Here is a 26,394-nt window from a genome sequence, read left to right as displayed (position 1 = left end):
AATGAGCCTCACTAAAATTCCAGCAGTTATGATCGATGGCAATGTTGGCACTGGCGGAGGCGGAACACGGCTTTCCGTCTCCTCCGACAGCTACCCCGAGACCGATATCACGACCTCGACGCTGTACTATGGCGGAGCTACGCTCGACATCTCATCCGCCGAGGCCGGAAAGAACTACGACATTTTTGTTTCGCCTGGCGGTGTTCTCGTGATTGGGCCGGCATGGACCAACAGCGTCACGCGCGCCATGGCGGTCGTCGAAGTCGACGGCCGGTTCGTCAATGCCGATGCAATCGGCGCACTCGCCGCTGAAGCTGGCGAATTGGTTGGGGGCTTCCGGTGCCATGCCGCCGGCCAAACCCGTAGCACGTTGCAGTCTCGGCTCGTGTGGAGCTTGGGTGGTGCGGTAATCATGCCGGTGTGCCGCACGGATCCTACGGATAGTTGGTCTTACAGCGCAGCGGCGTGGCGGCAAGCCAACGGCAGCGCCCTCAATCAAATTGAAGTCTTCAATGGCGTGTCTGGGCGAATGGTTCGTGTCGAAGCGAGCGGCTACATGCTAAACGGGACTGGCACTGTAGTCTCCGGCTTTACTGGTATCGGAATCGACAGTTCCTCGGCTGACAGTTCGCAGGTCAAGCGCCCCGGGGCGGCAAGCAACGTGTTCCCGATCCTCCCGTCAGCGGCTGCTTATAGCGGCTATCTCGGTCTCGGATATCACGAGCTCCGCTGGCTTGAACGAGGCACTGGTGGCAGCCAAACGTGGTATGGAGATGGTGGCCAAGCTAACGGGTACCAGACCGGCATCTCTGGCTTCGTGGTGGTCTGATGGCGATGGTTTTTGGTGGCGCCGGACTGGCGCTTAATAATTTCCTGAGCCCGAGTGCCAACTACATCTATCCGGCTGGCGATGTGATCACTGGCGCAGATCCGGTTCTGGATCTGACCGGTCGCATTGAGGTTGCACGAGGAGACATCGGGCCGCGAACTGCCGTCATCATCGTTCTTGGCCAATCCTTGAGCGTCAACGAAGTGCCAACGCCTTACGTTCCAGTCAATACGAACATCGATCAGCTCAATATCTATGACGGAAAGCTCTACCGGGCCAAGGATCCGTTGCTGGGCATCAATGTCAGCGGGGGCACCATCACCGATCTGCGTGGCACATGGATGATGCGGATGGCCGATAAACTGATCGCTGCTGGCTACTTCGATCGCGTGATCCTAGTGCCCATGGCGGTCGGCAATACGCGAGCCGATCAATGGGCGAGTGAGGCGACGGCGCCTTTCCTCTTCAACAAGATCAATGTAGTTGGCTTGCGGCTGCGCGACGCCGGCCTGCCCTGCACGGCTATTATGTGGGGCCAGGGCGAGTCCGATACTTCGGCAGGAACATCGCAAGCCTCGTATGCGGCAAGTCTGCAGAAGGTGATCGCCGAGTTCAACCACGCTATTCCGGGGTGCCCGATCTTGGTTGCGGCTGAAAGCTACTATTACGGCGCCACGAGTGCGGCTGTTCTGGCCGCACAAGCTAGCGTCGTGAACGGCACGACTGTCTTCGCAGGCGAGAACGTCGACTCTATCGGTTCGGGCGGGCGTTACGACAACACCCATTTGAACGAAACCGGGGCGGATCAGCGCGCGACGCTGGCAGTGGCGGCGTTGATGGCTGCGTTGGCGAGCTAACTAAAATAGCGGCGCTTTCAATCCCGGCAGGATTGCGCTATTCCGCCAAGAGTCGGAGGGATTGAACGTTGGACGCTCTTCCAAATCGAGAGTTCGGGGTACAGGCGCGCGGTCGCATACGCGGCCTAGATGGGCTCAGGGCAATCTCGCTGCTCTTGGTTTTGATCGCCCACTGGGCGCCGCTTGCATCTCTGGTCTTGGAATGGGGACGAAGCGGTCTTTTGATATTCTTCGTTATCAGCGGATTTCTGATCACGAGAATACTCATCGAGTTAGCCGGGAGAAGGCGTGAGGTCGAAGGGTTACAGCTCCTCAAAGGCTTTTATGGTCGTCGATTCTTCCGCATTCAGCCCGTCTATTATCTGGCTCTTGCATTTGTCATTTGTATAGGATTGAGCGACGCCGTGCGGGAAGACGTGATTTCTCACGTTTTTTTCGTGCAGAATCTCTCAAATGCGCTGTTTCGAAACGACATCGGAAGTTATGGACCAGCCGCGCCATGGTGGTCGCTTGCGGTTGAGGAGCAGTTCTATCTTTTCTGGGCGCCAGTAGTAATCTTTCTCCGGCCGAAATCCTGGAAGCTCTTTCTAGTGGGCGCATTTTTGGTCGCGATCGGCTGGCGCTCCTTCGCCTGGTGCGCCGATTTTAGCCAAGCTCAATTCATCGTGACACTCGGAAATCTGGATTCACTGGCTGCGGGCTCAGCGGTTGCCATCATCACTTCAAGCAGGCGGATAACGCCCGCGGCATTGCGCTGCTTCTTCGCCATCATGGTGGTTGGCATTGCGGCGCTCTGCCTGCTGTCATTGACAGAGTTGAGCATAGGCCAGGCCGCGTTTCGGGGTAGTTTTGCCGGCAAGGTGCTTGCTGACGCGCCGGTTTACATGATCGCCGCATCACTGATATTTTTCTTGGCTATTGGTAAGGCGACGACCGCAGCAAAGTTGATGGAAAACCCTGTTCTTGTGTTCATAGGAAAGCGTAGCTACGGCGCCTACGTCTACCATCAGGTCGTGAACTACACGTTCTATTTCTTCGTGACACCGCGTTTACTCGAGCCGATTTTCGGCGTGAAGCTTGAATTCCGTGGCCTCGTTGAGCTTTGCGTTTTCGCTGCCGTCACGCTTTTTTTGGCCGCATTGTCCTATAAATACATCGAGCAGCCGATATTCAGGCTTCGGGATCGGGTCTATCCACCTACTCGATAGAGTGGGTGGACGCGTCGCACAGGGGTTTCCTGCCTTCGTTGCCCCTTGACGCCGGGGGCGACTCAAAATTTCCAGTTCCTATAAGTGTCGATTCGTTCGACTTCTGCACGGCCCCCGTCGGTGACAGACCACTCTCGCATGCCGCGGTGGTCTTTGCCTCCGGGTCGCACCACGCCGACCTTCGCCAACGCTTCCATCGTCTTCTCTCCCGCTTGCGGTATCAGGTCCACAGTTAAATGACCTGTGTGCGCGATCATGAAGCGCAGCACGCGCTTTTCACCGGCGTCGAGCCGGTGGAGGGGCCGGTACTTATCGCGTTCCCGGCTCTTGGCCTTCCACAAATGGCTAGGCGAGTCGGGTGAGGGTGGTCAAGAGCAGTACGTTTATTGCTCTCCTCGCATCTTCAAAAGTCGGAAGCTGATTTCAGCCAGCGTACCTAGGGCGACAGCGATGATCAATTTTTGGATGCCGCGATCGATCACCGACCCGGAATTTGGAGCGCCCGGCGCGTAGCGTGCCAAGGCCTGCTCATACGGTAGTAGCGCCTCAGTCGCGATGATCACTCCCAAGACAAGCTGCGAAGCTCCGACGATCAGCACAAGGTACGCTAGGATTCTGGCTGCGTGTGAAAAGGTCATCGTCCAGACCGCTCTGCCGGCGTCAGCAGTCCCCGTTTTTCTAGATCGTCGGCAATCACCTTCTCGATGTACGACGCCACAGAGCGTCGCTCGGCTTTGGCGGCCGCTTCAATTGCCTCTTTCAGTTCGGGCTCTATGCGAATGCCGATCGCGGCCGTCTTCGCCATTGTCTTCCATCTCCGTAGATTGCGATATGTTCGCAGCATGCAAACATTTATCGCACTTCGCTGTTGAGCGCCATGAAATCATTCGATATACAAATACTAACATTTACCAACGCAACGAGGATCCCACCGATGACAACCCACGCCGCAATAAAGACCGCCAACAGAACCGCTCTTCCACGCGCGCTGCTTGGCAGACGAAGAATTCGAAAGTCCGAATATCAGTTTTCGTTTGAAATGGGCCAACTCGTCACACTCCTCTGCACCAACGAGCCGGCCGTGATCGTTGCTCGCCTTCAAATACTAGATTGCATAGACGAGTACGTAATCGAGATTGTTGACGCGGATTGCGATCCGCTCCGAGTTCTTGAGTTCCAGATTGCATGATTTTCAATCCCTGCCGGTCCATCACCCGGCAGGAGAAGCGACGCCGCTTGATACGGCGCCGTGGCCGGATGGCGTTTTCGCTCTAGATGCGCCTCCGGTTCCCTTCGGCCCGCCCTGGCCGATACGCGCTCGACCGCAGTCGCCGCATGATGCGGTCGAGCGCTCACCAACACCATAGGCCGGCGCGATCACCACCCGCGACCACATCAGCGGCGCGCTGGCCGGTTCTATTGCAATATTTGTAAATCGGTCGCTGACTGGTTCCCAGACTTGACCACGAGGGTGTGTTTACACTTCACTCTACGTCCGACTACCAACGGAGGAACGATGCCCGCTGCCGCCAACGACAACCGCTTGCCCTATGGCATGATCCCACGCGGTCTTTCACGCGTGGCCGCTGCGGCTTATGTCGGCATCGGCGCCACTCTGTTCGATTATATGGTGGGGCAAGGTGCTATGCCCTGTCCGCGGAAAGCCGGCGGCCGAATTCTATGGGATCGTTGCGAATTAGATGAGGCATTCGAGGCGCTCCCTCGAGATGACACGCGCCATCTGCCGCCGACAGGGGAAAACCCTTGGGATGATCTCGGGGTCGCATGAAGCTCCATTTGCGCGGCATCATCGAGGATACTGACCGGCACGGCAACATCCGGCTGTACTACCGCACCAAAGGCAAGAAGAAGGTCCGGCTTCGTGAGAAGCCGGGCACTGCCGCGTTTCTGCGCGAATATGAGTGTGCCGAAAAGGGCATACCTTACGGCGACTCTCCCGTCGTTTCCGATTCATCGAAGCCTGTCGTGGCGCGTTCCTTCCGTTGGCTCTGCCAGCAGCATTTCAAGCGCGCAGCAAACTCGGTCACGGTCGATACTATGAGCCGGCGGCGGCGTATTCTCGAGGAAATTTGCGTCAAGCATGGCGACAAGCCTTTTGAGCTCCTCGAGCGAAAGCATGTGACGGCTATCCGCGATACAAGGATCGATAGCCCAGGCGCCGCCAACAACATCGTAAAAGCCATAAGTGCGCTGTTTGCTTGGGCGATCGAGGTCGGGGAGGCGAAGACGAATCCCTGCATGGGTATCAAACGCCTGAAATCAGGCGATGGCTTCCATACATGGACGCTTGAGGAGATCGAGCAGTACGAAGCCAGACACGCCCCTGGCACGACCGCGCGGCGAGCTCTCGCCGTTTTCATGTTCACTGGCCTCCGGCTATCGGACGCCGCCATTCTCGGCCGGCAGCATCTCAACGACGGTTGGATTCGTATTCGGCCTGGTAAGACCCGAAAGTCGAGCGGGGTAGAGGTCAACGTGCCAATCCTATCCGACCTCGCCGAGGAATTGGATCGGGTGCCCGTTGGTCAGCTGACCTTTCTTGTCACCGAATACGGCAAGCCTTTTTCGGATAAGGGACTTGGGAACAAGATGCGCCAATGGTGCGACGAAGCCGGTCTGTTTCACTGCTCGGCGCATGGCCTTCGAAAGGCGGGCGCTTCGATCGCCGCAGAGAACGGCGCTACGTCTGACCAACTCAAGGCCATATTCGGGTGGACGACGAGCCAGCAGGCCGATCTTTACACACGCGCCGCTCGTCGAAAGAAGCTGGCCGGAGATGCCACAAAGCTTCTTTTGCCGGATCGGAACGAGAACAAAAGTGTCCCACTTGGGGAGCCCATTGTTGAAAAGTGGGACCTCGAAGCTAAAGAAATGGAGGAAAAACAGGAGCTTGCAAAATTGAATGGTGGGCCCGGAGGGACTCGAACCCCCAACCAAGCGGTTATGAGCCGCCGGCTCTAACCATTGAGCTACAGGCCCTTGGCGCCGGTGGCCGGCGCCGTGATGCCGGGGCAATGGTTCCCGCAGCACGGTTTCCGCTCTAACGCAAATCCGGGGGAGCTACAAGCGGTGAGCGCAAGCATCTGTGGACGATGCATATTTCGTGGGCAGCCACTGGAACCTTCTCGCGTGGGCTACACTTATCCAAGTCACATTCCGCATGAAGAGGGCGATCGCAGATGGTGGCTTCGAACAGTGCCGTGGTGCTCATCGTGGAGGACGAGCCGCTGATCCGGTTCAATATCCTCGATGTGCTGGAGGAGGTCGGCCATGTGGCGCTGGAGGCGGCGAATGCCGACGAGGCTCTGGTGGTGCTGAAGGGCAGGCAGGATGTCGATATCCTGTTCACCGACGTCAATATGGCCGGTTCGATGGACGGTCTCCAGCTTGCCAAGCGGGTGAGGGCGATGCGGCCGAATATCGGCATCATCATCACATCGGGCATGGTGCGGCTCGATCCGATGGCGCTGCCCGCCAATACCGCCTTCCTGCCGAAGCCCTATATGCACGACGCGCTGATTTCGACCATCAATTCCCTGATGACGTAACGGCAATGCCCTGATGAGATGACAGGGGCGCGCAGCCGCAAAACGGGGACGGTTTTTGCGGCTGCGCGCGAGGCGCCGGGAGACATGCTCGTCTTCAGGCGGGGCGGAGGGGAACCACACCCTCAGCTGAAGCTGCTCTTCAGCGCCTCGTTCTCATGATGGGCCTTCTTCTCGTAGATCGTGAACAGCGCCATCGAAAGGAGATAGGAGAGGAAGGGATCCCCTATCTGCGTGGCGATGTCGCGAGATGCGAGAACATGGCGCTCCAGGGCGCCGATATCCTTCTGTATTGCGGTCTGCGTGGCGGTTTCAGCGAGGCGGTTCATGCTGCCATCTCCAGGAATTGGGTCACGACCGAGCGGGCCGGCACGTGCCTGACATAAAGGGGTAGGGTGAGGCCGAGGGCGGCGCGCATTTTGCGCAGCACCCGGTCCGATACTTCGAAGGCGCCGCAGCAGACGGGGTATTTGCCGTAGCCGTCTGCACGGCCGAGTTCTTCCACTTCGGCGCCGGCACGCTTGTAGACGCGCTTGAGGTAGGGCTCGTAGTTGGAAATCATCGTATGGATGCCGTGATCGAGCGCGCATTCGCAAAGCGCAAGCAGCATCATGGAGAAGGCGCGGCCGGCATCGACATTGGAGAAATCCTTGGCGATCGCCTCTTCGTCGATGCACATGCGTGTGCCTTCCCAGATGCCGGGGGCGATAAGATTGGCGGCGTCAGGAAACGTCTCGCGGAAGACGTCGTAGAGAAGGGTCGGGCCTGTCGTCGGCATCAGGCGCATGCCGCCATAAAGACGGGTGCGGCTGTCGTTGCACCAGACGAGATAGGCGGGGGCGAGCGAATCGTAGCTGTCGCGTTCGTAGGGGCCGATGACGGGAACGTCCCAGCCGAGCGTATCGGCGAAGACCTTCTTGCGCAGGCGAAACATCTGGTCGAGTACGGCAGCGTATTTCTGATACTCATGTGCCTGAATGATAACGAACATTTTGCCCTCCAGCGTTTTCAAGTTCGTGGAAAGCAGAATGGTTCATGCGGGCCGGATCGGAAATTCCCTCAGATGGGCCCCCCCAGATGAGGGGGGGCAGAGCATGTCGCGCAAAGCCGCGGTTTTGCGGGCCGATGCGCTAGGGATTGATAATGCGCAATTGAACGGCCCGGGAGGCGGCCGCCGAAATGGTGGCGCAGCCGAGCTTGAAGCGGGCAGTCTTCAGATAATCGCGCGTGGTGTGCTCCGATATGCCGAGGATGACCGAAATATCCTTGTAATCCTTGCCCAGCGCCGTCCAGTGCAGGCACTCGATTTCGCGCGGCGACAATGACGGCACCGGATCGTTTTCGCCATGCAGCTCGTAGACGGCCTTGCGGTGGATCAGATGGGCGATCTCGATCCATTCGTTGCGGCAGCGGCGGACGAGTTCGGTCCATTCCTCGGCCGGGATGCGGGCATTCAGCGACAAGAGCGCACGGCGTTGCGCTTTGTCGGCGACGGGAATGGAGTAGCCGTTGCCGCCGATGCCGTGCTTTTGGGCGTCGACCAGCATGGCATAGGCCTCGGGCGTCGGCTCGACCTCGCTCCAATCGAAGGGCAGCTGGCGTTCGAAGCCCTGTTTGACGATCGGATCGACCTTCACATAGCTGTTCAAGAGGTAGCGGGAGACCCAGGCATCCGGATAGGTGGTGCGCACGAAGGGCGAATCGATCTTGGCCGCGATCGTCTGGGCGAGATGGTAGGTGACGAAATCGAGGCCATATTCCGTCTGGAGAATGCGGATGGCGGCATCCACATTGGCCGCGGCCTTGATCTGTTCGAAAGCGGACTCGAACTTTTCGCTGTAGGTATTCTCAATCATTTCCACTGCCCCAATCCCCTCAATCCTACCGCGAGCGCTGTCATAAATACAAGGCATCCCCACATATGCGGGGAATGACAATCCGGGTCCCACCTGCTAGCGCCTGTCATGAGGAGACCTCATATGGACAGCAAGAGACCATTCGAGATTGCCGAATGCCAACAGGCCGCCAAGGGCCTGAAATCCAGCTGGCAGGACATGGCAGGCTCCGAAGCGCTGATTCGTGCCCTCGTTGCCGAACGCAACGGTGACACGCCGCTGGCGCTGTTCTGGACCGAGGTCCACCGGGCGCTCTGCCAGGAAAGCAACGCTTTCTGACGATCGGCCTTCCCCGAACGACCAGCCATTTCTCCGCAATCTGGGCGGGGCACCCGCGCCAGTCGGCAGGGAAATCCCACCGCCTTTCCTCCAAAATTGCCGATGAACACGTCTTCATTCATGTCGTGATTCGATTTGATGGCGAAAGGATCGGACGCTGCGTTCTGGATCTATGGTTAAGAAATCCGCATTATTTCATCGATCTGTTCCGAAACGGTTGACGGAGCGTTTGTGACAGGAGCAATGGTGTTTGTGGAAACGGTTACATTCCGTCGCGCCTTTGTAGCGCTGGCAGAATTTCGGGTATCATCACCGATGTGTGGAATGGAATGACTGAAAAGCGTGTGCATCTGGTCTTCAAGACCCACCTCGATATCGGCTTTACCGACCATGCCGAGAAAGTCCGCCGGCAATATCACGAGCGCTTCATTCCGCAGGCGATCGAGACCGCCAAGCATTTTCATGCCGAAAATCCCGACGAGCCGAAATTCATCTGGACGACGGGCGCATGGCTGATCTGGGACCATCTGAATTCGCGCTCGGCGGGAGAGGTGGCAGCGCTGGAACAGGCGATTGAGCGCGGGCTGATCCGCTGGCACGGCCTGCCGTTCACCACGCATACGGAGCTGATGTCGCCCGACCTTTTCCGGGCCGGGCTTTCCTATTCGCACGAGCTTGACCGCCGCTTCGGCAAGACGACGATCGCGGCGAAGATGACCGATGTGCCCGGCCATACGCTCGGCATGGTGCCGCTGCTTTCCGAGGCGGGCATTCGCTTCCTGCATCTCGGCGTCAATACGGCCTCACCACCGCCCGATGTGCCCGACATCTTCCGCTGGCGGGCGCCCGGCGGCGAGGAGGTGGTCGTCATGTACCAGCGCTCCTATGGCGAGACCTGTTTCCCCGACGGTTTCGAGGACGGGCTGAGCTTTGCCCATACCAACGACAATATGGGGCCGCAGAGCGTGCCGCAGACGGCCGAAGCCTATCGCGAATTACGCGCCCGTGAGCCGGATGCGATCATCCGCGCTGCGACGCTCGAGGATTACGGCGCCATTCTTTGGGACGAGCGTGAGCGCTTCCCTGTGGTCGAGCTGGAACTCGGCGACAGCTGGATCCATGGCAGCGGCAGCGATCCGGTGAAGACGGCGCGGTTCCTGGCGCTGCAGCGGCTTTATGACCGCTTCGCGAAGGATGGGCTCGACGCGCGGCGTCTCGCCTTCGGGCGCGCGTTAGCGATGGTGGCCGAGCATACCTGCGGCGTCGATATCAAATCCTATCTGCGCGACGATAAGGCGTGGTCGCGGGCCGATTTTGAGGCCGCGCGCCGATCCGATTATCGCTTCGCCTATACCGAAGCCTCGTGGGACGAGCAGCGGGCCTATCTCGACCAAGCGGTCTCGCAGCTTGACGAGACGGACCGGCAGGCGGCCCAGGCGGTGCTTGCCGAATTCGGCACGCCTGCCGTGATCGAGGGCGGCGGGCGGGAGCTCCGCCTGCAGGCCGGCGGCTGGTCGATCGCGCTCGACGGTGCGAGCGGCGATGTCGCCGAAATCACCTCGCCCTCCGGCCGGACGATCTCCGGCCGCAACGGCTCGCTGATCGCCTATCGATATGAGAGCTACGATGCCGGCGACGTTAACAGGCACATGGAGACCTACCTGACCCATCGCCAGGAATGGGCGGTGCTCGACCATGGCAAGCCGGGGCTTGCGCGGTCCGGGGCAGCACTTTCGAAGGTTTCTCTGCCGGCGCTGGAAGCGACTGATGGGGCGGGCATCCTTCTGTCGATGCCGGCAGTGGCGGTGCAGAAATATGGCGCGCCGCCGCATGTGATGCTGCATTTCACCGCCGAGGGCAATCGCCTGAACCTCAGCCTGACATTGCACGACAAGCCGGCCAACCGCATGCCGGAGGCGAGCTTCCTTTCCTTCACGCCTGAGGGTGACGGGGACTGGAATTTCCGCAAGATGGGCCTCTGGCATCGATCCGGGAACATTGCGACGAGCGGCGGCGGGCAATTGCAGGCTGTGACCGCAGCACGCGGTGATCTTGTCGATGGCCCGCTGACAATCGAAACCTTCGATGCGCCGCTCGTTGCGCCGCAAGGCTCAGATTTCATGACGTTCTATAGGACGCGGCCGGACTTCGGCTCTGGCATTCGCTTCAATCTGCACAACAATAAATGGGGAACCAATTTCCCGATGTGGTGGCAGGGAGATTTTCAGGCGCGCTTCCGGTTAAGGTTCGACTGAGTTGCTCGATCTGGCATCGAGCGGCGCGATCCCGCAGGGGATTGAGCCACGGGATTCGCCGCGATTGGGCCGCTTCATCCTGTACGGATTAAGCGGCCCGGTCCGGTGTGAGAAAGAGTTCAGCCGACGTTTGCGGTTGGGCTGAACCAGCCGGCGCATGGCGCTTCGGGCCGTTGCGGCTTCGGGCGAAACTTCACCAGGACCTCGCGACCATCGGACGAGGCCTGCGTGCGCTCCAGCGCGTCTCGTTCGGCAACGGCCTGGCGCCAGTGCTCGTCGCCGCGGCCATCAGGCCGGCCCTGTTCCTCCCAGATCGCGTAAGCCCGTTTGCTGATCCATTCGTGGCGTCTATCACTCATCTCTCTATTCCATTCGTCAAAAGTGCTATTCGGCAATTCCGTCCTGCAGAACCGGCGGCCGGCGCTTGGCTGCCATCAGCAGGTCGAGTTCGATCGAGGACGGCCCGAAACGGGTGAACAGGCTTTCTGCCTGCTCGTTTCGGAGGCCATATTTGGAGGCGAATTCATCAAGGCTATAGGGGCGGCCGCGCAGGATCCTGCTGCGGCGCTCCGGTTCACGGATTTGCGTCATTGGTGGTAACCCCAGTGTGTGTTGCGAATTGTGAGAACAAAACAGATTACAGCTACAAAAGTTCCGTGAGTTTTCAGGGTTTTTTCGCCCTCGCCGTGCCATTTCGGAGCGATCCTAGGCGGGTGGCATAGATTTTTAAGGCTGGTGTGCGCGGAGAAAATTTCGTCTAAAACACGCAAGAATATCAGGGTGTTATGGAAATCGCTTCTGCGGCGGCGGATAAATGGGCTTTACCCCTGCGCGTTACTCTATAGAATCAATAGTGTTATTCGGTTCGCAGGGGCAGCGAAATGTTCCGTTCCCCGCGTTGGCGCGACCGAGACCGGAGGACTTTGGCTTCAACCCATCAAGAGGAGACAGACATGATGAATGCACTGCCGCCACTTCATGACGGCCACGCGCCGTTTAACCTCCAGCAGCTGTTTCGCGAAGCGCTCTATGCCTTCGAGGAATGGGACAGCGAATTGACCGAACCGATCGTGACCTACGAAGGACGGGTCATGCCGATCAGCTTCGTTTTTGAAGCCATGCGCGAATGCACCGACATCGTGCCGATGAACATCGTCGGCGCCGTCACCGAGCGGCTGACCAAGCCGTGGGAGGGCGAAGGCCCGCTCGACCAGATGACCTTCTCGACGGCGGCGCGTGTCATGCGCGTTTTGGTGCGCAAGCGCCTTCACGTCACTGGGGCTGCGGATCTCGTCGCCGTGTCGGCCCACGCGTCCGAAGACCAGGGCCGCGACTGATAGAATAAGGATCGCGGCCATGGCTGCGATCCTTTTCCGCTTTTGGCGGAACCTCGCTTATTGCCAGCCGTTTAATCCGGCAGGCACGGCCACATCAAGCGATGGCCGAGGAATGAGCACCATGCTGAAATCTTTTGTTCATGAAATCATCGGTACACCCAGGCGTGAGCCTGAGCTTCCGCAATCGCTCGGGCAGTTTCGGGATCGCAAGCGCGTCCTGATCATCTTCGCCGATGCGCAAGATGACCGCGCGCTGATCCAGGACGAATGGCTGCGCAAGGCGCATATGCGCCTTATCGAGGAAGACGTCGAGGTGTTCAGCATTGCCGGCGGCGGCGCGTTTGCGCTGTTCGACGATGACTGGGAACTCGATGCCGACGATATTCGCAATCGGCTGCAGGGACCGCCGTCCGGCGAGTTCGGGCTGATCCTGCTCGGACGGGACGGAATCGTGAAGCTGCGCTCGAGCGAGCCAATGACCGCCGAGGATATCTTCGCGGCTTTTGAATTGCTGCCGAAGAAGACGCCCTGGTAGCGTTTCGAGAGTCCGTTTGAAGCGCGGCGCGGGAAGCATCCGCGCCCGCATCTTTTGCATGTTCAGAGTTCGAAGGCTTCCTTGAGACCCAGGCTCTTGCGTTCGCGCAGGTCGAGTTCGTTGGCTTCGATTGCCGAGATTATGTCACCATGTTCGGAATGGCCGCAGCTCGATGCGGTCGATTGCCCGTAGAGCGCAATCACCAGCGAGGAGCGGGCGACGAGCTCTTCCATGAAGCGCTGCATGATCGAATTGCCCGATATGGCCGCCAGCATAAGATGAAAATCGCCCGATGCCTTGATTTCGGCGCGGCGCGCCGTCTGACCGCGCTCGCTCATCAGGCGGCCTTCTTCCAGCAGAAGCTGTCGCAGATGGGTAATATCGTCAGGCGTGATCCGCGCCGCCGCCTCGCGCAATATGCCTGGCTCGACCAGGCGGCGGGCGGAAAAGATCTGGCGAGCCTCTTCGGGCGAGGGATAGGCGACGAAGGCGCCGCGGTTCTTCTCGACGCTGACAAGGCCTTCATAGGAGAGCGCCTGCAGGGCGGCGCGCGCAAGCGTGCGGCTGACGTTGAAGAGATTGCCGACATCGCTTTCTGAAAGCTTGGTGCCGGGCGAGAGCCTGCGCTCGACGATCGCTTCGCGAATGGCATCGCGAATCTGTTGCGCGCCGGTTTCGGCGGAGTCTTCGGCCTGCTGAGCCTTGGCGGCGGATTTCATGAAATTTATTTCCTGATGGTCGGCAAACCATACCCGGCTTCGTGGTAAAGTTAAACAGAATTTGTCCCCGAAATTGCAATCGGATTGTATACGATGTTTTGCACAAATTGCGCACGATAGCCTAAATCATGTGCAGATCGTTTTGCGCCTATAATTTGCTCTCTCCATTGCGGTGTTGATAAAATCATTATTTCGCAATGGCTTGCTGCAAGCATCGGAGTCTGGCACGGCAGATGCATCGTCTTTTCCGAACAGGGGAAGGCATGATGTCGAAAGCGGCAGAGATCGATATAGTATCCGTTTCGAAGGTTTATGGCGCGACGACGGCGGTCCATGCGATCAGCCTGAAGATCCCCGCCGGCTCCTATTGCTGCTTTCTTGGCCCATCGGGCTGCGGCAAGACCTCGACGCTGCGCATGATCGCCGGCCACGAGAGCATCTCGTCGGGCGATATTCGCCTCGGCAATGTGGTCGTCACCGATTTTCCGCCGGCCAGGCGTGGCACGGCGATGATGTTCCAATCCTACGCGCTTTTCCCGCATCTCGATTTGATCGACAACGTCGCCTTCAGCCTGAAGATGAAGGGTATCGATAGGCAAGAGCGGCAGGCCAAGGCGCTCGAAATGCTGAAGCTGATGCAGATGGAGGCCTATGCCAATAGGCGTCCGGCCCAGCTTTCCGGCGGCCAGCAGCAGCGCGTGGCGCTGGCGCGCGCGCTGATCACCGATCCGGAAGCGCTGCTGCTCGACGAGCCGCTGTCGGCGCTCGATCCGTTCCTGAAGATCCGCATGCGCGCCGAACTCAAGAAGCTGCAGAAGTCGCTCGGCATCACCTTCGTACACGTCACCCACAGCCAGGAAGAGGCGATGGCGCTCGCCGACGTCATCGTCATCATGAATGACGGCCGGATCGAGCAGGCGGCCGCCCCGCGCGAGGTCTTCGAGCGGCCGGCGACGGCCTTCGTCGCGCGGTTCATGGGCGACCACAATGTGCTGTCCGGCCGGGTGACGTCGAACGAGAACGGCGTGCTCGTCATGACCGTGCCGGAAGGTCAGAGCTTTTCCGTGCGCGGGACGGGCAGGGAAGTCGGCGAGCCCATCGATATCGGTATCCGCACCGACCGCGTGCGCCTGCAGGTGGCGACCGAATGGACGCTCGGCTTCGATGGCATCGTCTCCAACATCGAATATCGCGGCTCTTCCGTGAAGATTACCGTCCTCGGCGCCGGCAGCGACGACTTCACCGTCATTGCCGACGACGGCGACTATTTCGCCCGGCCGGTTGCCGTCGGCGACACCGTCTCGCTCAGCTGGGCGCTCGACGATGCCGTGCTTCTCGGCCGCTCTTCCGCATGAGCCATCACCATCAAGAACACTGAACCTTCCATCCAAGAAAAGGGGAACTGACATGACGACTGAAACGACATCGACCAAGGCGGAAAAGGGGCTTTCCCGCCGCACGCTGCTGAAGACGGGTGCTGCTGCCGTCGGCGCCATCGCCGGCTCCGGCGCCATCACCGGCTTTCCCACCATCTGGGCGCAGACGAACATCACGCTTCGCCAGTTCGGCACCGGCGTTTCGAACATCAATGCCATCGCCGAGAAGTGCAAGGCCGATCTCGGCATCACGCTGGAGATGACGGCAACCGATTCCGACGCCGCCGCCCAGCGCGCTGTCACCCAGCCTGACAGCTACGACATTGCCGACGTCGAATACTGGATCGCCAAGAAGGTGTTCCCGACCGGCGTGATGCAGCCGATGGACGTCAAGAAGCTGAAATATTACGACAAGATCGTACCGCTGTTCATCAACGGCAAGCTAAAGCCGGAGAGCGTCATCGCCCAGGGCACGGCGCCACACACGGTCGGCTTCGTCGAAGCGCAGGATTCCAAGAAGTTCGCCAAGGAGCCGACGCAGTGGATGACGATGGTTCCGACCATCTACAATGCTGATACGCTCGGCATCCGTCCTGATCTCACCGGCCGTCCGATCACCAGCTGGGCCGATATTCTGGATCCCGCCTTCAAGGGCAAGACCGCGATCCTCAACATCCCGTCGATCGGCATCATGGATGCGGCGATGATCATGGAAGCCTCCGGCAAGATCAAATATGCCGACAAGGGCAACATGACGAAGGAAGAAATCGACAAGACGATCGAATTCCTCATCAAGGCCAAGGGTGACGGCCAGTTCCGCGCCTTCTGGAAGAGCTTCGACGAGTCGGTAAACCTGATGGCGTCGGGCGAAGTGGTCATCCAGTCGATGTGGTCGCCGGCCGTCGCCGCCGTCCGTTCGAAGGGCATTGCCTGCACCTTCCAGCCGCTCAAGGAAGGCTACCGCGCCTGGGGTGGCGGTCTCGGCCTTGCCTCGCACCTCAAGGGCGCGCAGCTCGATGCCGCCTATGAATACATCAACTGGTACACGTCCGGCTGGGTCGGCGGCTATCTCAACCGTCAAGGGTACTATTCCGCCTGCATGGACACTGCCAAGGGATTCATGTCGGCCGACGAATGGGGCTACTGGATCGAAGGCAAGCCGGCTGCCGGCGACATTCTGTCTCCCGAGGGCAAGGTCATGGAGAAGGCCGGCGCCGTTCGCGACGGCGGTTCCTTCGAAGCCCGCATGGGAGCGGTGGCCTGCTGGAACTCCGTCATGGACGAGGACCGCTACATGGTCCGCCGCTGGAACGAGTTCATCGCGGCCTAAGCGATTGCCGTTTTTCCCCTCCCCAACCCTCCCCACAAGGGGGAGGGAGTCCGGAGGGTGCGGCAGGACACTCCTTCCTCCTGCGGGGAGGAGGGTTCGGAGGCGGCGCGGCAAAGATACTCCCTCCCCCTTTTGGGGAGGGTTGGGGAGGGGTCTTCTCGAGCCCTCTCTCTAACGACCGGACGAATGACGAGCTTCCGAAAGGGTAAGGAATGGCGACCATCGCAGCGGAAACGGAGGAGGATGGCCAGGGCGCGCGCGGCGGGCGCGGACTGAGGCTTTCCCCCTCGGCGATCTCCTATCTCCAGGCGACGCCGCTGTTCGTCATTCTCGGCTTGTTCTTCCTGCTGCCAATCGCCATGATCGCGGTCGTCAGCTTCTGGGACTACGACTTTGCCGGTCTCTATCCCGATTTCCTGACGATGAACTACACCGACACGCTCGGTTCGTGGGTGACATGGAAGATCTATCTCAACACGCTGAAATTCACTGCGATCGTCTGGGCGCTGACGCTCGTCATCGGTTTCTGGGTCGCCTATTTCCTGGCCTTCCACGTCCGCAAGACCTCGACGCAGATGATCCTCTTCCTCGTCTGCACCGTGCCGTTCATGACCTCGAACATCATCCGCATGATCTCGTGGATCCCGGTGCTCGGGCGCAACGGCCTCGTCAATTCGACGCTGATCAAGATGGGCATCATCCCGCAGCCGATCGAATGGCTGCTCTATTCCGATTTCGCCGTCGTGCTCGCCATGGTGCACCTCTATACGCTGTTCATGGTGACGCCGATCTTCAACACGCTGATGCGCATCGACCGATCGCTGTTCGAGGCGGCGCGCGATGCCGGCGCCTCCGGCTGGCAGGTGTTGTGGAACGTCGTCTTCCCGCTCGCCAAACCCGGCATGGCGATCGGCACGATCTTCGTCGTCACGCTCGTCATGGCTGACTTTTCGACGGTGCAGGTGATGTCCGGCGGCCAGAGCGCTTCGGTGGCGCTGATGATGAAGAACCAGATGTCGCTGCTGCAATATCCGGCCGCTGCCGCCAATGCAGTGGTGCTGCTCGCCGTCGTGCTGTTGATGGTCGCGGCCATCCTGCGCGTCGTCGACATCCGCAAGGAGCTTTGAGATGAGCCACGAAAAACGCGGTCTGGAATTCTATCTGCTGGCGCTCTTTTTCATCATCTTCGTGCTGTTCCTCTACGGTCCGCTTTCGGCGATCCTGATCCTCTCCTTCCAGGGGCCGGACGGCGGCCTGACCTTCCCGATGAACGGCATTTCCACGCACTGGTTCTTCAACCTGTTCGAGAAGCAGGCGGTCGGCGATTTCGGCGCCTCGTTCCGCCGCTCCTTCACCCTCGGGCTGATGGTAATGGCGGTGACCGTCGTCGTCTCGCTGCTCGCCGGCCTTGCCTTCCGCCGTCGTTTCCGCGGTTCGACCGCGCTGTTCTATGCCACGGTCGCAAGCCTTGTCGTGCCGTCGATTATCATCTCGCTCGGCATCGGCGTCGTTTTCCAGGAGGGAGGGCTGAAGCCCGCCTGGTATTCGTCGGCCTTCGGCGCGCATCTCACCTGGACGCTGCCGTTCGGCGTGCTGATCATGTTTGCCGTCTTCAACCGCTTTTCGCCGGCCTATGAAGAGGCGGCGCGTGACCTCGGCGCCAGCTCCTGGCAGACGTTCCGCCATGTCGTGCTGCCGATGATCGCGCCGAGCCTCATCGGCGTCGGCCTGTTCGGCTTCACGCTCTCCTATGACGAATTCGCCCGCACGCTGATGACATCAGGCACCTACAACACGCTGCCGCTTGAAATCTACGGCATGACCACCAACGTCACGACGCCGGTGCTCTATGCGCTCGGCAGCGTGACGACGCTGTTTTCCTTCACCATCATTCTCATCGCACTCGGCATCATGACGATGCTCAGCCGGCGGCAGGCAAAGATAGACTGACATGCGCATCCTCATCGTCAATCCGAACACCACGGCCTCCATGACCGAGAAAGCCGCCACCGCCGCGCGTGCGGTGGCGGCATCCGGCACGGAGATCATCGCCGCCACCTCGCGCATGGGGCCGGTTTCCATCGAAGGGCACTACGACGGGGCCTTAGCGATCCCCGGCCTGCTCGCCGAACTCAAGGAGCGGCAGGCAGCGGGTTATGACGCGGCTGTTATCGCCTGTTTCGACGATACCGGGCTCGAAGCGGCGCGGACCTTTGCCGATGTGCCGATCCTCGGGCTTTGCGAGTCCGCCGTGGTGACGGCTGGTTTCCTGGCGCAGCGCTTCACCGTGGTGACGACGCTGGAGCGCTCGCGGGTGCTGATCGACAATCTGGTGCGCCGCTACGGCATGGGCGACCGCGCCAAGGTGCGCGCCTCAGACATCCCTGTGCTGGAACTGGAAGATCCGGCCTCGGGCGCGATCGGCAAGCTCAGGGCCGAGATCGAGCGGGCGCTTTTGGAAGACGGCGCCGAGGCGATCGTGCTCGGTTGCGCCGGCATGACCGATCTGGCGCGCGAACTGCAGCAGATCTACGGCGTGCCTGTCGTCGACGGTGTCGCCGCCGCCGTCAAGCAGGCCGAAGCGCTGGTGTCGCTCGGGCTTTCCACCAGCAAGCGCGGCTCCTACGCGTCGCCGCTGCCGAAACCCTTCACCGGGGCGATGAGCGGTTTCTCGCCGGTCCTGAAGGTCGGCTGAACGATGTCCGTTTCCTTCGATTTCCAACAGCTCACCGAGCGCCAACGCTACAAGCTGATGATCGGCACGATCATTCCGCGCCCGATCGCTCTGGTGACGACGGTCGACGAAAACGGCCGGATCAACGCCGCACCCTTCAGCTTCTTCAACTGCCTCTCGGCCGATCCGCCGATCCTTGCGATCGGGGTCGAGAACAATGTCGACATGTCGTTCAAGGATACCGGCCACAATATCCGCATGACCGAGGTGTTCACGGTCAATATCGTCTCCTTCGCGATCGCCGAGGCGATGCATGTCTGCGGCGCTAAATATCCGCGCGGCGTCGACGAGTTGAAGGAAGCGGGCTTGACGGCGATGCCGGGCGAGAAGGTGGCCTCGCCCTTTATCGCCGAGGCGCCGGCCGCCTTCGAATGCAAGCGGCACGTGACGCTGGAGCTCGGCCGGTCGCGGCAGATCGTCATGGGCGAGATCGTCTACGCGCATTATCGCGACGGCGTGGTCGATCCTGAACGGCTGCATGTCGATCCGGCCGCGGTGGATGCCATTGCGAGGCTTGGCGGCGATACCTGCGCCACTACCCGCGACCGCTTCGAGATGCTGACGCCGAAGCTCTGACATAGAGCATTTCCGTTTTCTTCGGAGTCATGAAAATGCTCTATCTCTTTGTCTTCGCGCAATTGCGGACGCAAAACCGCGGCGCAGTTTTGCTGGAGTTGCTCCAGGGATAGGTCCAAGTTTTTGCTTTACTTTTTTGCTCCCCGCGAGAATGGTCTGCACGGATCATCGCGCAAGAGGAACGCTCATCATGACAATCGAGGACGATCTCAGCCGGATCGCGGAGCAGGAGAAAGTCCTAAGCTTCGACGCTTTTGATCTGACGACGGCATGGCAGCTCGGCAAGCTCCTGCAGGAACTCGCCACCGAGCGTGGCCTCGGCATCGCGATCGACGTGACCCTGCATTCGATGCCGGTCTTCTATGCGGCACTCCCGGGTGTGACGCCCGACAACGTCAACTGGGTCCGCCGCAAGCGCAATATGGTGCTGCGTTATTTCCGCAGCAGCTATGCCTCCGGCCTGAAGCTGCATAAGGATGGCAAGACGGTCGAGGATAACGGGCTTTCCGGCGCAGACTATGCGCCACATGGCGGCAGCATCGGCGCCGTCACCGTCTCAGGACTGCCGCAGCGCGATGACCACAATCTCGCGGTCGAGGCGCTGGCGCTGATGCTCGCGAAGGATCTGGATACGCTGCGGCTCGCCCCGCCGCTTTGATGCGGCCTCTTTCGCCGTAATTTTGACAGAAAAAAGCCATGAAAACTGCAAATTCGCGTCGCTGCTCCGGTGACGCGGACTTGCCCTGCGGCTAAGCTGCGGCATCGCTCCTCATTTACCCCCCGGGACGCCATGATCCGCTTGTTCCTTGCGCTTGCCGCCACCATCGGCTTCGGCCTTTTCCTTGTCTCCTGCAACACGCTGTCCAAAGAGGAATGCGTCGCCGCCGACTGGCGGGTGATCGGCGAAAGCGACGGGGCGGTAGGCTACGAGCCGCAACAGCGCTTCGCCGCACATGCGAAGTCCTGCGAGCGGGTCAAGATCGTGCCCGATCAGACGATCTGGTTTCAGGGGTATCAGACTGGCCTGGTGCGCTATTGCACGCCGCTCAGCGGGCTTGCGCGCGGCCAGGCGGGCAGCAGCTACGCCAATGTCTGCCCGCCGGAGGCCGCGCCCGGTTTCCTGCGCGGCTTCGGCCTCGGCAGCAAGCAGCACGAGCTGCAGGCGCGCCTCAGCTCGATGCAGAACGATTACAGCTTCAAGGAAACTGAAATCGACGATCTTTCCGACAAGCTGCGGGATGCTAAGGACGGCGACCGCTCGGAACTGCGCCGGCGGATCGAGGATCTCGAAGACGACATGCACGACATCCGCCGCGATCAGCGCGATGTGCAGGACGAACTCGACCGCGTCAACGAGGATGTCGAGTGGTTCCAGCGAAACCCCAACGCCGCACTGCCGCCGCCGGGCTACTGATCTTCGGCCTCAGATCCTGCCGCCAGCCTCAGTGATGCCCTTCGTCAGGCTGCCCGTTGCCGGGAAGAGCGGGATGAGGCAGGCCTGCAGGGCGTGATAGATATCGCCCTTGCCGGGGAAGAGCGAGTGAGAGGGGACGAGATCTTCCGTCAGTTCCTCGTGCCAACCGCCGTTCTTATGGTCGATGAAGGCGCGCTCGATCACGTTCCAGATCTGGCGATAGCTCTCTTCATGGAAATCGCTCGGCAGGTGCTCGTTGAGGAAATGTGCAGCGGCCGCAGCTTCGCAGGCTGGCCACCAGAGCTTGTTGCGCTTGGCGGGCTTGTCGTCCCAATCGAGCGTATAGAAGAAGCCACCCTTGTCGTTGTCCCAGCCGAGCGCCATGGATTGGGCGAACAGCGCCTTGGCCGCATCCGGCATCCATTCGATCCGCTTGCCGCCGAGCGTCCAGAGCTGCAGGATGAGGCGAGCCCATTCCAGCCAGTGGCCGGGCGTCGTGCCGGCCGGGCGGAACATTTCGTTCGGATGGTAGTACGTCTTGTCGAGATTCCATTCGGCGTCGAAATGCTCTGCGACGCGCCAGTCGACCGAACCGGCCGCACGGCGGATGACGAGATCGGCGATGCTTTCGGCCTTGATCAGATATTCCCGATCGCCGGTGGCTTCGAAGGCCGCCATCAGCGCTTCGGTCAGGTGCATGTTGGAGTTTTGGCCGCGATAGGTACCGCCATCGAGCGGCTGCCAGTCGGCGGTGAACTCCTCGGCGATCGCGCCGTGCTTCGCTTCCCAGAACTTCGTGTTGAGGATCTTGGTGATATCATCAAGCATGCCATCGGCAAGCGGATGGCCGATCGTCTTTGCGGCTGAGGCGGCGAGCAGCACGAAAGCATGGCCATAGCCCTGCTTGTTGGAATCGACGGGACCGTCATTGTTGAGCGACCAGAAATAGCCGCCGTTTTTCCGGTCGCGATGATGGTTCCAGATATAGTCCATGCCGTGGTCGACGACATCTGCAGCGCCGGGGCGGCCGAGCAGCGCGCCGATCGAGAAGCAATGCACGGCGCGCGCCGCGATATGGATGCCGCGAACCTGGCCCTCGGCGTCGAGAGGCCTGCCGGCGTCGTCGAGATCGTAGAAACCGCCCTTGGGATTGACCGAATTGTGCTGGAAGAAATCGAAGAGACCGTTCGCCTGGGTCAGCAGCCAGCCGCGATGATAGGCGCGGGTCGTCCAGTTTCCAAGCACGGCGTTGCCGGTTGCGGGTGCCATGATGCTCCTCCGATTTCGTGCACAAGCGTCGCAAACGCCTATATAGAGGTCGGGCAAGCCTGTCATCTGGCTATCGCATCGGCTGGAAAATCGGGGTCGATTTTCAAAAAGCACGATGCGAAGATTCAAACTGCTGCAGCGTCCTTTGCGTGTCTTAATAGACGCGCGGCGCTGTAGACTTGCAAAGCACGAAATCGATCGGCATATATTGACATAAAGATATCTTTATGTGATTTGGACTGTCTGGTCTTACGACGTCAAGGAGCCCTCCCGTGTTTGACAATCTCTTTGGTCCGGAAACGGGCAAACGTGACGGCAGTGAAGTTTTCGCAGCTTTGAAACAAGCCGCGAGCGAGCGCATCCTTGTTCTCGACGGCGCCATGGGTACGCAGATCCAGGGGCTGGGCTATGACGAAGACCAGTTTCGCGGGACGCGCTTCATCGGCTGCGCCTGTCACCAGAAGGGCAATAACGACCTCCTGATCCTGACCCAGCCGGACGCGATCGAAGAGATCCATTACAGATACGCCAAGGCCGGCGCCGATATTCTCGAGACCAACACCTTCTCCTCGACCCGCATCGCGCAGGCCGATTACGAGATGGAAGGTGCAGTCTACGACCTCAACAAGGAAGGCGCCGAAATCGTGCGGCGGGCAGCACAGCGCGCCGAGCGCGAGGACGGCCGCCGCCGTTTCGTCGCCGGCGCCATTGGGCCGACCAACCGTACCGCCTCGATCTCGCCTGACGTCAACAACCCGGGTTTTCGCGCCGTGACCTTCGACGATCTGCGTTCCGCCTACGGCGAGCAGATCGACGGGCTGATCGACGGTGGCGCCGACATCATCCTCATCGAGACGATCTTCGACACGCTGAACGCCAAGGCTGCGATCTTCGCCTGCGAGGAGCGCTTCGAGGCCAAGGGCGTGCGCCTGCCCGTGATGATCTCGGGCACGATCACCGACCTTTCCGGCCGCACGCTGTCCGGCCAGACGCCATCTGCCTTCTGGAACTCGGTGCGCCATGCCAATCCCTTCACGATCGGGCTCAACTGCGCGCTCGGCGCCAATGCGATGCGCCCGCATCTGCAGGAGCTTTCGGGCGTTGCCGACACCTTCATCTGCGCCTATCCGAATGCCGGCCTGCCGAACGAATTCGGCCAGTATGACGAAACCCCGGAGCTGATGGCGGCGCAGATCGACGGCTTCGCCCGCGAGGGCCTCGTCAACATCGTCGGCGGCTGCTGCGGCTCGACGCCCGAGCATATCAAGGCAATCGCCGAGACCGTTGCGAAATACAAGCCACGGCCGATTCCCGAGCATCGCCCGTTCATGTCGCTGTCGGGTCTCGAACCCTTCGAGCTGACGAAGGACATCCCTTTCGTCAATGTCGGCGAGCGCACCAACGTCACCGGCTCGGCCCGCTTCCGCAAGCTGATCACCAATGCCGATTTCACCGCAGCGCTCGATGTCGCCCGCGACCAGGTCGAGAACGGCGCCCAGGTGATCGACATCAACATGGACGAGGGGCTGATCGATTCCGAAAAGGCGATGGTCGAGTTCCTCAACCTGATCGCCGCCGAGCCTGACATTGCCCGCGTGCCTGTGATGATCGACTCGTCGAAATTCTCGATCATCGAATCCGGCCTGAAGCGGGTCCAGGGCAAGCCGATCGTCAACTCGATCTCGCTGAAGGAAGGCGAGGAGAATTTCCTCGCCCAGGCGCGGCTGCTGCACAATTATGGTGCCGCCGTCGTCGTCATGGCCTTCGACGAGACGGGGCAGGCGGACAGCTACGAGCGCAAGGTGGATATCTGCACACGCGCCTACAAGCTGCTGACCGAAAAGATCGGCTATCCGCCCGAGGACATCATCTTCGATCCGAATATTTTCGCGGTCGCGACCGGCATCGAAGAGCACAATAATTACGGCGTCGACTTCATCGAGGCAACGCGGACGATCCGCGAGCGCATGCCGCTGGTGCATATTTCGGGCGGCGTCTCCAACCTGTCCTTCTCGTTCCGCGGCAACGAGCCGGTGCGCGAGGCGATGCACGCCGTGTTCCTCTACAACGCCATCCAGGCGGGCATGGACATGGGCATCGTCAATGCCGGCCAGCTTGCCGTCTACGACAATATCGATCCCGAGCTGCGCGAGGCCTGCGAGGACGTGGTGCTGAACCGCCGGCCTGATGGTACCGAGCGGCTGCTCGAAGTGGCGGAGAAATTCCGTGGCGGCGCGGCACGCGAAGGCCGCGTCCAGGATCTTTCCTGGCGCGAATGGAGCGTCGAGAAGCGTCTCGAACATGCGCTGGTCAACGGCATCACCGAATATATCGAGGCCGATACCGAGGAGGCGCGCCAGCAGGCTGTCAGGCCGCTGCACGTCATCGAAGGGCCGCTGATGGCCGGCATGAACGTCGTGGGTGACCTGTTCGGCTCGGGCAAGATGTTCCTGCCGCAGGTGGTCAAGTCGGCGCGCGTGATGAAGCAGGCGGTGGCCGTGCTGCTGCCCTACATGGAAGAGGAAAAGCGCCTCAATGGCGGCGAGGAACGCCGGTCGGCCGGCAAGATCCTGATGGCGACGGTCAAGGGCGATGTGCACGATATCGGCAAGAACATCGTCGGCGTCGTGCTTGCCTGCAACAATTACGAGATCGTCGACCTCGGCGTCATGGTGCCGGCGACGAAGATCCTCGAAACGGCGATTGCCGAAAAGGTCGATGTCATTGGCCTTTCCGGCCTGATCACGCCGTCGCTCGACGAGATGGTGCATGTCGCGGCCGAAATGGAGCGGCAGGGCTTCGAGATCCCGCTGCTGATCGGCGGGGCAACGACCAGCCGCGTGCATACGGCCGTGAAGATCCATCCCGGCTACAACAAGGGGCAGACGATCTACGTGACCGATGCGAGCCGCGCCGTCGGCGTCGTCTCGGCCCTGCTGTCACCGGAGAACCGCCAGGCCTATGTCGACGACATTCGCGCCGAATATGCCAAGGTGGCGGCCGCCCATGCGCGCAGCGAGGCCGAGAAGGTGCGCTTGCCGTTGCCCCGGGCTCGCGAGAATGCGCATAAGGTCGATTGGTCTGCCTACCGGCCGGTGAAGCCGCAATTCTTCGGCACACGGGTGTTCGAGGATTATGATCTGGCCGAGCTTGCCAAATATATCGACTGGACGCCGTTCTTCCAGACCTGGGAGCTGCGCGGCCGGTACCCCGCCATTCTGGAAGACGAGAAGCAGGGCGAGGCGGCGCGTGCGCTCTGGGCCGATGCGCAGGCCATGCTGAAGAAGATCATCGATGAAAAGTGGTTCCGCCCACGCGCCGTCATCGGCTTCTGGCCGGCCGGCGCCGTCGGTGACGACATCCGACTGTTCACGGACGAGAGCCGGAAGCACGAGCTTGAGACCTTCTATACGCTGCGCCAGCAGCTTTCGAAGCGGGACGGGCGGGCGAACGTGGCGCTCTCCGACTTCGTGGCGCCTGTCACAAGCGGTGTTCAGGATTATGTCGGCGGCTTCGTGGTGACGGCGGGTATCGAGGAAATTGCCATCTCCGAGCGTTTCGAACGGGCGAACGACGATTATTCCTCGATCCTCGTCAAGGCGCTGGCCGACCGCTTCGCCGAAGCTTTTGCCGAGCGCATGCATGAGCAGGTGCGGCGCGAATACTGGGGCTACGCCAAGGACGAGACGCTCAGCAAGGAGGATCTCATTACCGAAGCCTATGCCGGCATCCGCCCGGCGCCCGGTTATCCCGCCCAGCCTGACCACACCGAAAAGGCGACACTCTTCAAGCTGCTCGATGCTGAAAAAGCGGCCGGCGTAAAGCTGACGGAGAGTTATGCGATGTGGCCGGGTTCCTCGGTCTCGGGCCTCTATATCGGCCATCCCGACTCCTATTATTTCGGCGTCGCCAAGGTGGAGCGCGATCAGGTGGAAGACTATGCGGCCCGCAAGCAGATGGCGGTGTCTGAAGTCGAGCGCTGGCTCGGGCCGGTGCTGAACTACGTGCCGCGCAAGACGGACGAGCAGATCGAAGACGCGGCCTGATTGCCGAGTCTTCACGGTCGCTTAGGGCGGCGTCCTCAGAGATTGATTCAATAAATGAAAACCGGAAGGGATTCACCTTCCGGCTTTATGATTTTGATGCGGCTCAATAATTACCCGCATTCAGGCTGGTTGAATTTGATAGCGGAATTGACGATGAGGCGGTATACTT

General features: G+C 60.4%; 27 protein-coding genes, 1 tRNA gene and 1 pseudogene. 19 read left to right on the top strand and 10 right to left on the bottom strand.

Going from position 1 to position 26,394, the window contains the following annotated elements; all coding sequences use genetic code 11:
• Position 1: 1 nt before the first annotated feature.
• The 3 genes from AC244Q_RS15320 to AC244Q_RS15310 all read left to right on the top strand — a co-directional run bounded on the left by AC244Q_RS15320 (position 2) and on the right by AC244Q_RS15310 (position 2,894).
• The gene (locus AC244Q_RS15320; protein WP_128407080.1) at positions 2–829 is read left to right on the top strand and encodes a hypothetical protein; all 828 of its coding nucleotides are present in this window, start codon (positions 2–4) and stop codon (positions 827–829) included.
• Positions 829–1,686 carry a sialate O-acetylesterase gene (locus AC244Q_RS15315; RefSeq protein ID WP_128407079.1) on the top strand — a complete coding sequence of 286 codons (858 nt, stop codon included), beginning with the start codon at positions 829–831 and terminating at the stop codon, positions 1,684–1,686. Before AC244Q_RS15320 ends, AC244Q_RS15315 begins: the two co-directional genes overlap by 1 nt.
• A 68-nt stretch (positions 1,687–1,754) precedes the next feature.
• Entirely contained in the window at positions 1,755–2,894 is a 1,140-nt protein-coding gene (locus AC244Q_RS15310) for an acyltransferase family protein (RefSeq protein WP_128407078.1), read from the top strand.
• A 383-nt stretch (positions 2,895–3,277) separates the two neighbouring features.
• Here AC244Q_RS15310 and AC244Q_RS15305 read toward each other — a convergent pair whose 3' ends face one another.
• The gene (locus AC244Q_RS15305; RefSeq protein ID WP_018494901.1) at positions 3,278–3,532 is read right to left on the bottom strand and encodes a hypothetical protein; all 255 of its coding nucleotides are present in this window, start codon (positions 3,530–3,532) and stop codon (positions 3,278–3,280) included.
• Positions 3,529–3,699, bottom strand: a complete 171-nt coding sequence (locus tag AC244Q_RS15300; RefSeq protein WP_164902332.1) for a type II toxin -antitoxin system TacA 1-like antitoxin — start codon at positions 3,697–3,699, stop codon at positions 3,529–3,531. The genes AC244Q_RS15305 and AC244Q_RS15300 overlap by 4 nt, the downstream gene beginning before the upstream one ends.
• Positions 3,700–4,410: 711 nt before the next feature.
• On the opposite strand from AC244Q_RS15300, the gene AC244Q_RS15295 reads away from it, so the two are divergent.
• Both AC244Q_RS15295 and AC244Q_RS15290 read left to right on the top strand, forming a co-directional pair.
• Positions 4,411–4,683, top strand: coding sequence for a hypothetical protein (locus AC244Q_RS15295; RefSeq protein WP_018494898.1), 273 nt, complete (start codon positions 4,411–4,413; stop codon positions 4,681–4,683).
• A pseudogene (locus AC244Q_RS15290) lies at positions 4,680–5,609 on the top strand (tyrosine-type recombinase/integrase); the annotation flags it as partial. The gene AC244Q_RS15295 and the pseudogene AC244Q_RS15290, both read left to right, overlap by 4 nt.
• Positions 5,610–5,818: 209 nt before the next feature.
• On the opposite strand, the gene AC244Q_RS15285 reads toward AC244Q_RS15290, so the two are convergent.
• Positions 5,819–5,894, bottom strand: a tRNA-Ile gene (locus AC244Q_RS15285).
• A gap of 200 nt (positions 5,895–6,094) precedes the next feature.
• Between AC244Q_RS15285 and AC244Q_RS15280 the strand changes: the two genes are divergently transcribed.
• The gene (locus tag AC244Q_RS15280) at positions 6,095–6,463 is read left to right on the top strand and encodes a response regulator (RefSeq protein ID WP_105006818.1); all 369 of its coding nucleotides are present in this window, start codon (positions 6,095–6,097) and stop codon (positions 6,461–6,463) included.
• Positions 6,464–6,585: 122 nt separating this feature from the next.
• On the opposite strand, the gene AC244Q_RS15275 is transcribed toward AC244Q_RS15280, so the two are convergent.
• From AC244Q_RS15275 to AC244Q_RS15265, 3 genes are all read right to left on the bottom strand, one after another.
• Entirely contained in the window at positions 6,586–6,789 is a 204-nt protein-coding gene (locus tag AC244Q_RS15275) for a hypothetical protein (protein WP_003541563.1), read from the bottom strand.
• Positions 6,786–7,451 carry an acyl-homoserine-lactone synthase gene (locus tag AC244Q_RS15270; RefSeq protein WP_003541559.1) on the bottom strand — a complete coding sequence of 222 codons (666 nt, stop codon included), beginning with the start codon at positions 7,449–7,451 and terminating at the stop codon, positions 6,786–6,788. Before AC244Q_RS15270 ends, AC244Q_RS15275 begins: the two co-directional genes overlap by 4 nt.
• A gap of 139 nt (positions 7,452–7,590) precedes the next feature.
• The gene (locus AC244Q_RS15265; RefSeq protein ID WP_012758355.1) at positions 7,591–8,316 is read right to left on the bottom strand and encodes a LuxR family transcriptional regulator; all 726 of its coding nucleotides are present in this window, start codon (positions 8,314–8,316) and stop codon (positions 7,591–7,593) included.
• A 123-nt stretch (positions 8,317–8,439) separates the two neighbouring features.
• Here AC244Q_RS15265 and AC244Q_RS15260 point away from each other — a divergent pair, with 123 nt between their 5' ends.
• Positions 8,440–8,634: a hypothetical protein gene (locus AC244Q_RS15260; protein WP_012758354.1), complete on the top strand. Its 195-nt coding sequence runs from the start codon at positions 8,440–8,442 to the stop codon at positions 8,632–8,634.
• A 329-nt stretch (positions 8,635–8,963) separates the two neighbouring features.
• Positions 8,964–10,889 carry a DUF5054 domain-containing protein gene (locus AC244Q_RS15255; protein WP_128407077.1) on the top strand — a complete coding sequence of 642 codons (1,926 nt, stop codon included), beginning with the start codon at positions 8,964–8,966 and terminating at the stop codon, positions 10,887–10,889.
• 119 nt (positions 10,890–11,008) lie between these two features.
• Here the strand turns inward: AC244Q_RS15255 and AC244Q_RS15250 are convergent, their stop codons facing one another.
• Both AC244Q_RS15250 and AC244Q_RS15245 read right to left on the bottom strand, forming a co-directional pair.
• On the bottom strand, positions 11,009–11,248 hold the full coding sequence (locus tag AC244Q_RS15250; protein ID WP_012758352.1) for a DUF2934 domain-containing protein: 240 nt from the start codon (positions 11,246–11,248) through the stop codon (positions 11,009–11,011).
• A gap of 25 nt (positions 11,249–11,273) precedes the next feature.
• Positions 11,274–11,480: a hypothetical protein gene (locus tag AC244Q_RS15245; RefSeq protein ID WP_012758351.1), complete on the bottom strand. Its 207-nt coding sequence runs from the start codon at positions 11,478–11,480 to the stop codon at positions 11,274–11,276.
• Between the two features lie 362 nt (positions 11,481–11,842).
• On the opposite strand from AC244Q_RS15245, the gene AC244Q_RS15240 reads away from it, so the two are divergent.
• The gene (locus AC244Q_RS15240; RefSeq protein WP_003561145.1) at positions 11,843–12,226 is read left to right on the top strand and encodes a BRA0787 family protein; all 384 of its coding nucleotides are present in this window, start codon (positions 11,843–11,845) and stop codon (positions 12,224–12,226) included.
• A gap of 121 nt (positions 12,227–12,347) precedes the next feature.
• Positions 12,348–12,761, top strand: a complete 414-nt coding sequence (locus AC244Q_RS15235; RefSeq protein WP_128407076.1) for a DUF4174 domain-containing protein — start codon at positions 12,348–12,350, stop codon at positions 12,759–12,761.
• A 62-nt stretch (positions 12,762–12,823) separates the two neighbouring features.
• On the opposite strand, the gene AC244Q_RS15230 is transcribed toward AC244Q_RS15235, so the two are convergent.
• On the bottom strand, positions 12,824–13,480 hold the full coding sequence (locus tag AC244Q_RS15230; protein WP_128407075.1) for a GntR family transcriptional regulator: 657 nt from the start codon (positions 13,478–13,480) through the stop codon (positions 12,824–12,826).
• A 266-nt stretch (positions 13,481–13,746) separates the two neighbouring features.
• On the opposite strand from AC244Q_RS15230, the gene AC244Q_RS15225 reads away from it, so the two are divergent.
• From AC244Q_RS15225 to AC244Q_RS15190, 8 genes are all read left to right on the top strand, one after another.
• A complete protein-coding gene (locus AC244Q_RS15225) occupies positions 13,747–14,835 on the top strand; it encodes an ABC transporter ATP-binding protein (RefSeq protein WP_041935557.1) in 1,089 nt (362 codons plus the stop codon).
• Between the two features lie 52 nt (positions 14,836–14,887).
• The gene (locus AC244Q_RS15220; protein WP_128407074.1) at positions 14,888–16,186 is read left to right on the top strand and encodes an ABC transporter substrate-binding protein; all 1,299 of its coding nucleotides are present in this window, start codon (positions 14,888–14,890) and stop codon (positions 16,184–16,186) included.
• A gap of 212 nt (positions 16,187–16,398) precedes the next feature.
• Positions 16,399–17,313 (top strand): ABC transporter permease, encoded by a 915-nt coding sequence (locus AC244Q_RS15215; protein WP_012758345.1) that lies wholly within the window; start codon positions 16,399–16,401, stop codon positions 17,311–17,313.
• Position 17,314: 1 nt separating this feature from the next.
• Positions 17,315–18,136 carry an ABC transporter permease gene (locus AC244Q_RS15210; protein ID WP_128407073.1) on the top strand — a complete coding sequence of 274 codons (822 nt, stop codon included), beginning with the start codon at positions 17,315–17,317 and terminating at the stop codon, positions 18,134–18,136.
• Between the two features lies 1 nt (position 18,137).
• A complete protein-coding gene (locus AC244Q_RS15205; RefSeq protein WP_128407072.1) occupies positions 18,138–18,881 on the top strand; it encodes an aspartate/glutamate racemase family protein in 744 nt (247 codons plus the stop codon).
• A 3-nt stretch (positions 18,882–18,884) separates the two neighbouring features.
• Positions 18,885–19,496: a flavin reductase family protein gene (locus AC244Q_RS15200; protein ID WP_012758342.1), complete on the top strand. Its 612-nt coding sequence runs from the start codon at positions 18,885–18,887 to the stop codon at positions 19,494–19,496.
• Positions 19,497–19,686: 190 nt separating this feature from the next.
• On the top strand, positions 19,687–20,154 hold the full coding sequence (locus tag AC244Q_RS15195) for a heme-degrading domain-containing protein (protein WP_128407071.1): 468 nt from the start codon (positions 19,687–19,689) through the stop codon (positions 20,152–20,154).
• A gap of 132 nt (positions 20,155–20,286) precedes the next feature.
• Positions 20,287–20,910, top strand: a complete 624-nt coding sequence (locus tag AC244Q_RS15190; RefSeq protein ID WP_128407070.1) for a DUF2799 domain-containing protein — start codon at positions 20,287–20,289, stop codon at positions 20,908–20,910.
• A 9-nt stretch (positions 20,911–20,919) separates the two neighbouring features.
• Here AC244Q_RS15190 and AC244Q_RS15185 read toward each other — a convergent pair whose 3' ends face one another.
• Positions 20,920–22,179, bottom strand: coding sequence for an AGE family epimerase/isomerase (locus tag AC244Q_RS15185; RefSeq protein ID WP_128407069.1), 1,260 nt, complete (start codon positions 22,177–22,179; stop codon positions 20,920–20,922).
• Positions 22,180–22,451: 272 nt separating this feature from the next.
• Here AC244Q_RS15185 and metH point away from each other — a divergent pair, with 272 nt between their 5' ends.
• Positions 22,452–26,225, top strand: a complete 3,774-nt coding sequence (metH, locus tag AC244Q_RS15180) for a methionine synthase (protein ID WP_128407068.1) — start codon at positions 22,452–22,454, stop codon at positions 26,223–26,225.
• The last annotated feature ends 169 nt before the right edge of the window (positions 26,226–26,394 follow it).

The organism is Rhizobium sp. CB2179 (assembly GCF_057653455.1).
This window is presented reverse-complemented; position numbering and strand designations above follow the sequence as displayed.

What these genes read in the sequence shown, in the direction of transcription:
- AC244Q_RS15320 (WP_128407080.1), top strand. Translation starts at nt 2, where the DNA reads ATGAGCCTCACTAAAATTCCAGCAGTTATGATCGATGGCAATGTTGGC.
- AC244Q_RS15315 (WP_128407079.1), top strand. Translation starts at nt 829, where the DNA reads ATGGCGATGGTTTTTGGTGGCGCCGGACTGGCGCTTAATAATTTCCTG.
- AC244Q_RS15305 (WP_018494901.1), bottom strand. Translation starts at nt 3,532, where the DNA reads ATGACCTTTTCACACGCAGCCAGAATCCTAGCGTACCTTGTGCTGATC.
- AC244Q_RS15300 (WP_164902332.1), bottom strand. Translation starts at nt 3,699, where the DNA reads ATGGCGAAGACGGCCGCGATCGGCATTCGCATAGAGCCCGAACTGAAA.
- AC244Q_RS15295 (WP_018494898.1), top strand. Translation starts at nt 4,411, where the DNA reads ATGCCCGCTGCCGCCAACGACAACCGCTTGCCCTATGGCATGATCCCA.
- AC244Q_RS15280 (WP_105006818.1), top strand. Translation starts at nt 6,095, where the DNA reads ATGGTGGCTTCGAACAGTGCCGTGGTGCTCATCGTGGAGGACGAGCCG.
- AC244Q_RS15275 (WP_003541563.1), bottom strand. Translation starts at nt 6,789, where the DNA reads ATGAACCGCCTCGCTGAAACCGCCACGCAGACCGCAATACAGAAGGAT.
- AC244Q_RS15270 (WP_003541559.1), bottom strand. Translation starts at nt 7,451, where the DNA reads ATGTTCGTTATCATTCAGGCACATGAGTATCAGAAATACGCTGCCGTA.
- AC244Q_RS15265 (WP_012758355.1), bottom strand. Translation starts at nt 8,316, where the DNA reads ATGATTGAGAATACCTACAGCGAAAAGTTCGAGTCCGCTTTCGAACAG.
- AC244Q_RS15260 (WP_012758354.1), top strand. Translation starts at nt 8,440, where the DNA reads ATGGACAGCAAGAGACCATTCGAGATTGCCGAATGCCAACAGGCCGCC.
- AC244Q_RS15255 (WP_128407077.1), top strand. Translation starts at nt 8,964, where the DNA reads ATGACTGAAAAGCGTGTGCATCTGGTCTTCAAGACCCACCTCGATATC.
- AC244Q_RS15250 (WP_012758352.1), bottom strand. Translation starts at nt 11,248, where the DNA reads ATGAGTGATAGACGCCACGAATGGATCAGCAAACGGGCTTACGCGATC.
- AC244Q_RS15245 (WP_012758351.1), bottom strand. Translation starts at nt 11,480, where the DNA reads ATGACGCAAATCCGTGAACCGGAGCGCCGCAGCAGGATCCTGCGCGGC.
- AC244Q_RS15240 (WP_003561145.1), top strand. Translation starts at nt 11,843, where the DNA reads ATGATGAATGCACTGCCGCCACTTCATGACGGCCACGCGCCGTTTAAC.
- AC244Q_RS15235 (WP_128407076.1), top strand. Translation starts at nt 12,348, where the DNA reads ATGCTGAAATCTTTTGTTCATGAAATCATCGGTACACCCAGGCGTGAG.
- AC244Q_RS15230 (WP_128407075.1), bottom strand. Translation starts at nt 13,480, where the DNA reads ATGAAATCCGCCGCCAAGGCTCAGCAGGCCGAAGACTCCGCCGAAACC.
- AC244Q_RS15225 (WP_041935557.1), top strand. Translation starts at nt 13,747, where the DNA reads ATGTCGAAAGCGGCAGAGATCGATATAGTATCCGTTTCGAAGGTTTAT.
- AC244Q_RS15220 (WP_128407074.1), top strand. Translation starts at nt 14,888, where the DNA reads ATGACGACTGAAACGACATCGACCAAGGCGGAAAAGGGGCTTTCCCGC.
- AC244Q_RS15215 (WP_012758345.1), top strand. Translation starts at nt 16,399, where the DNA reads ATGGCGACCATCGCAGCGGAAACGGAGGAGGATGGCCAGGGCGCGCGC.
- AC244Q_RS15210 (WP_128407073.1), top strand. Translation starts at nt 17,315, where the DNA reads ATGAGCCACGAAAAACGCGGTCTGGAATTCTATCTGCTGGCGCTCTTT.
- AC244Q_RS15205 (WP_128407072.1), top strand. Translation starts at nt 18,138, where the DNA reads ATGCGCATCCTCATCGTCAATCCGAACACCACGGCCTCCATGACCGAG.
- AC244Q_RS15200 (WP_012758342.1), top strand. Translation starts at nt 18,885, where the DNA reads ATGTCCGTTTCCTTCGATTTCCAACAGCTCACCGAGCGCCAACGCTAC.
- AC244Q_RS15195 (WP_128407071.1), top strand. Translation starts at nt 19,687, where the DNA reads ATGACAATCGAGGACGATCTCAGCCGGATCGCGGAGCAGGAGAAAGTC.
- AC244Q_RS15190 (WP_128407070.1), top strand. Translation starts at nt 20,287, where the DNA reads ATGATCCGCTTGTTCCTTGCGCTTGCCGCCACCATCGGCTTCGGCCTT.
- AC244Q_RS15185 (WP_128407069.1), bottom strand. Translation starts at nt 22,179, where the DNA reads ATGGCACCCGCAACCGGCAACGCCGTGCTTGGAAACTGGACGACCCGC.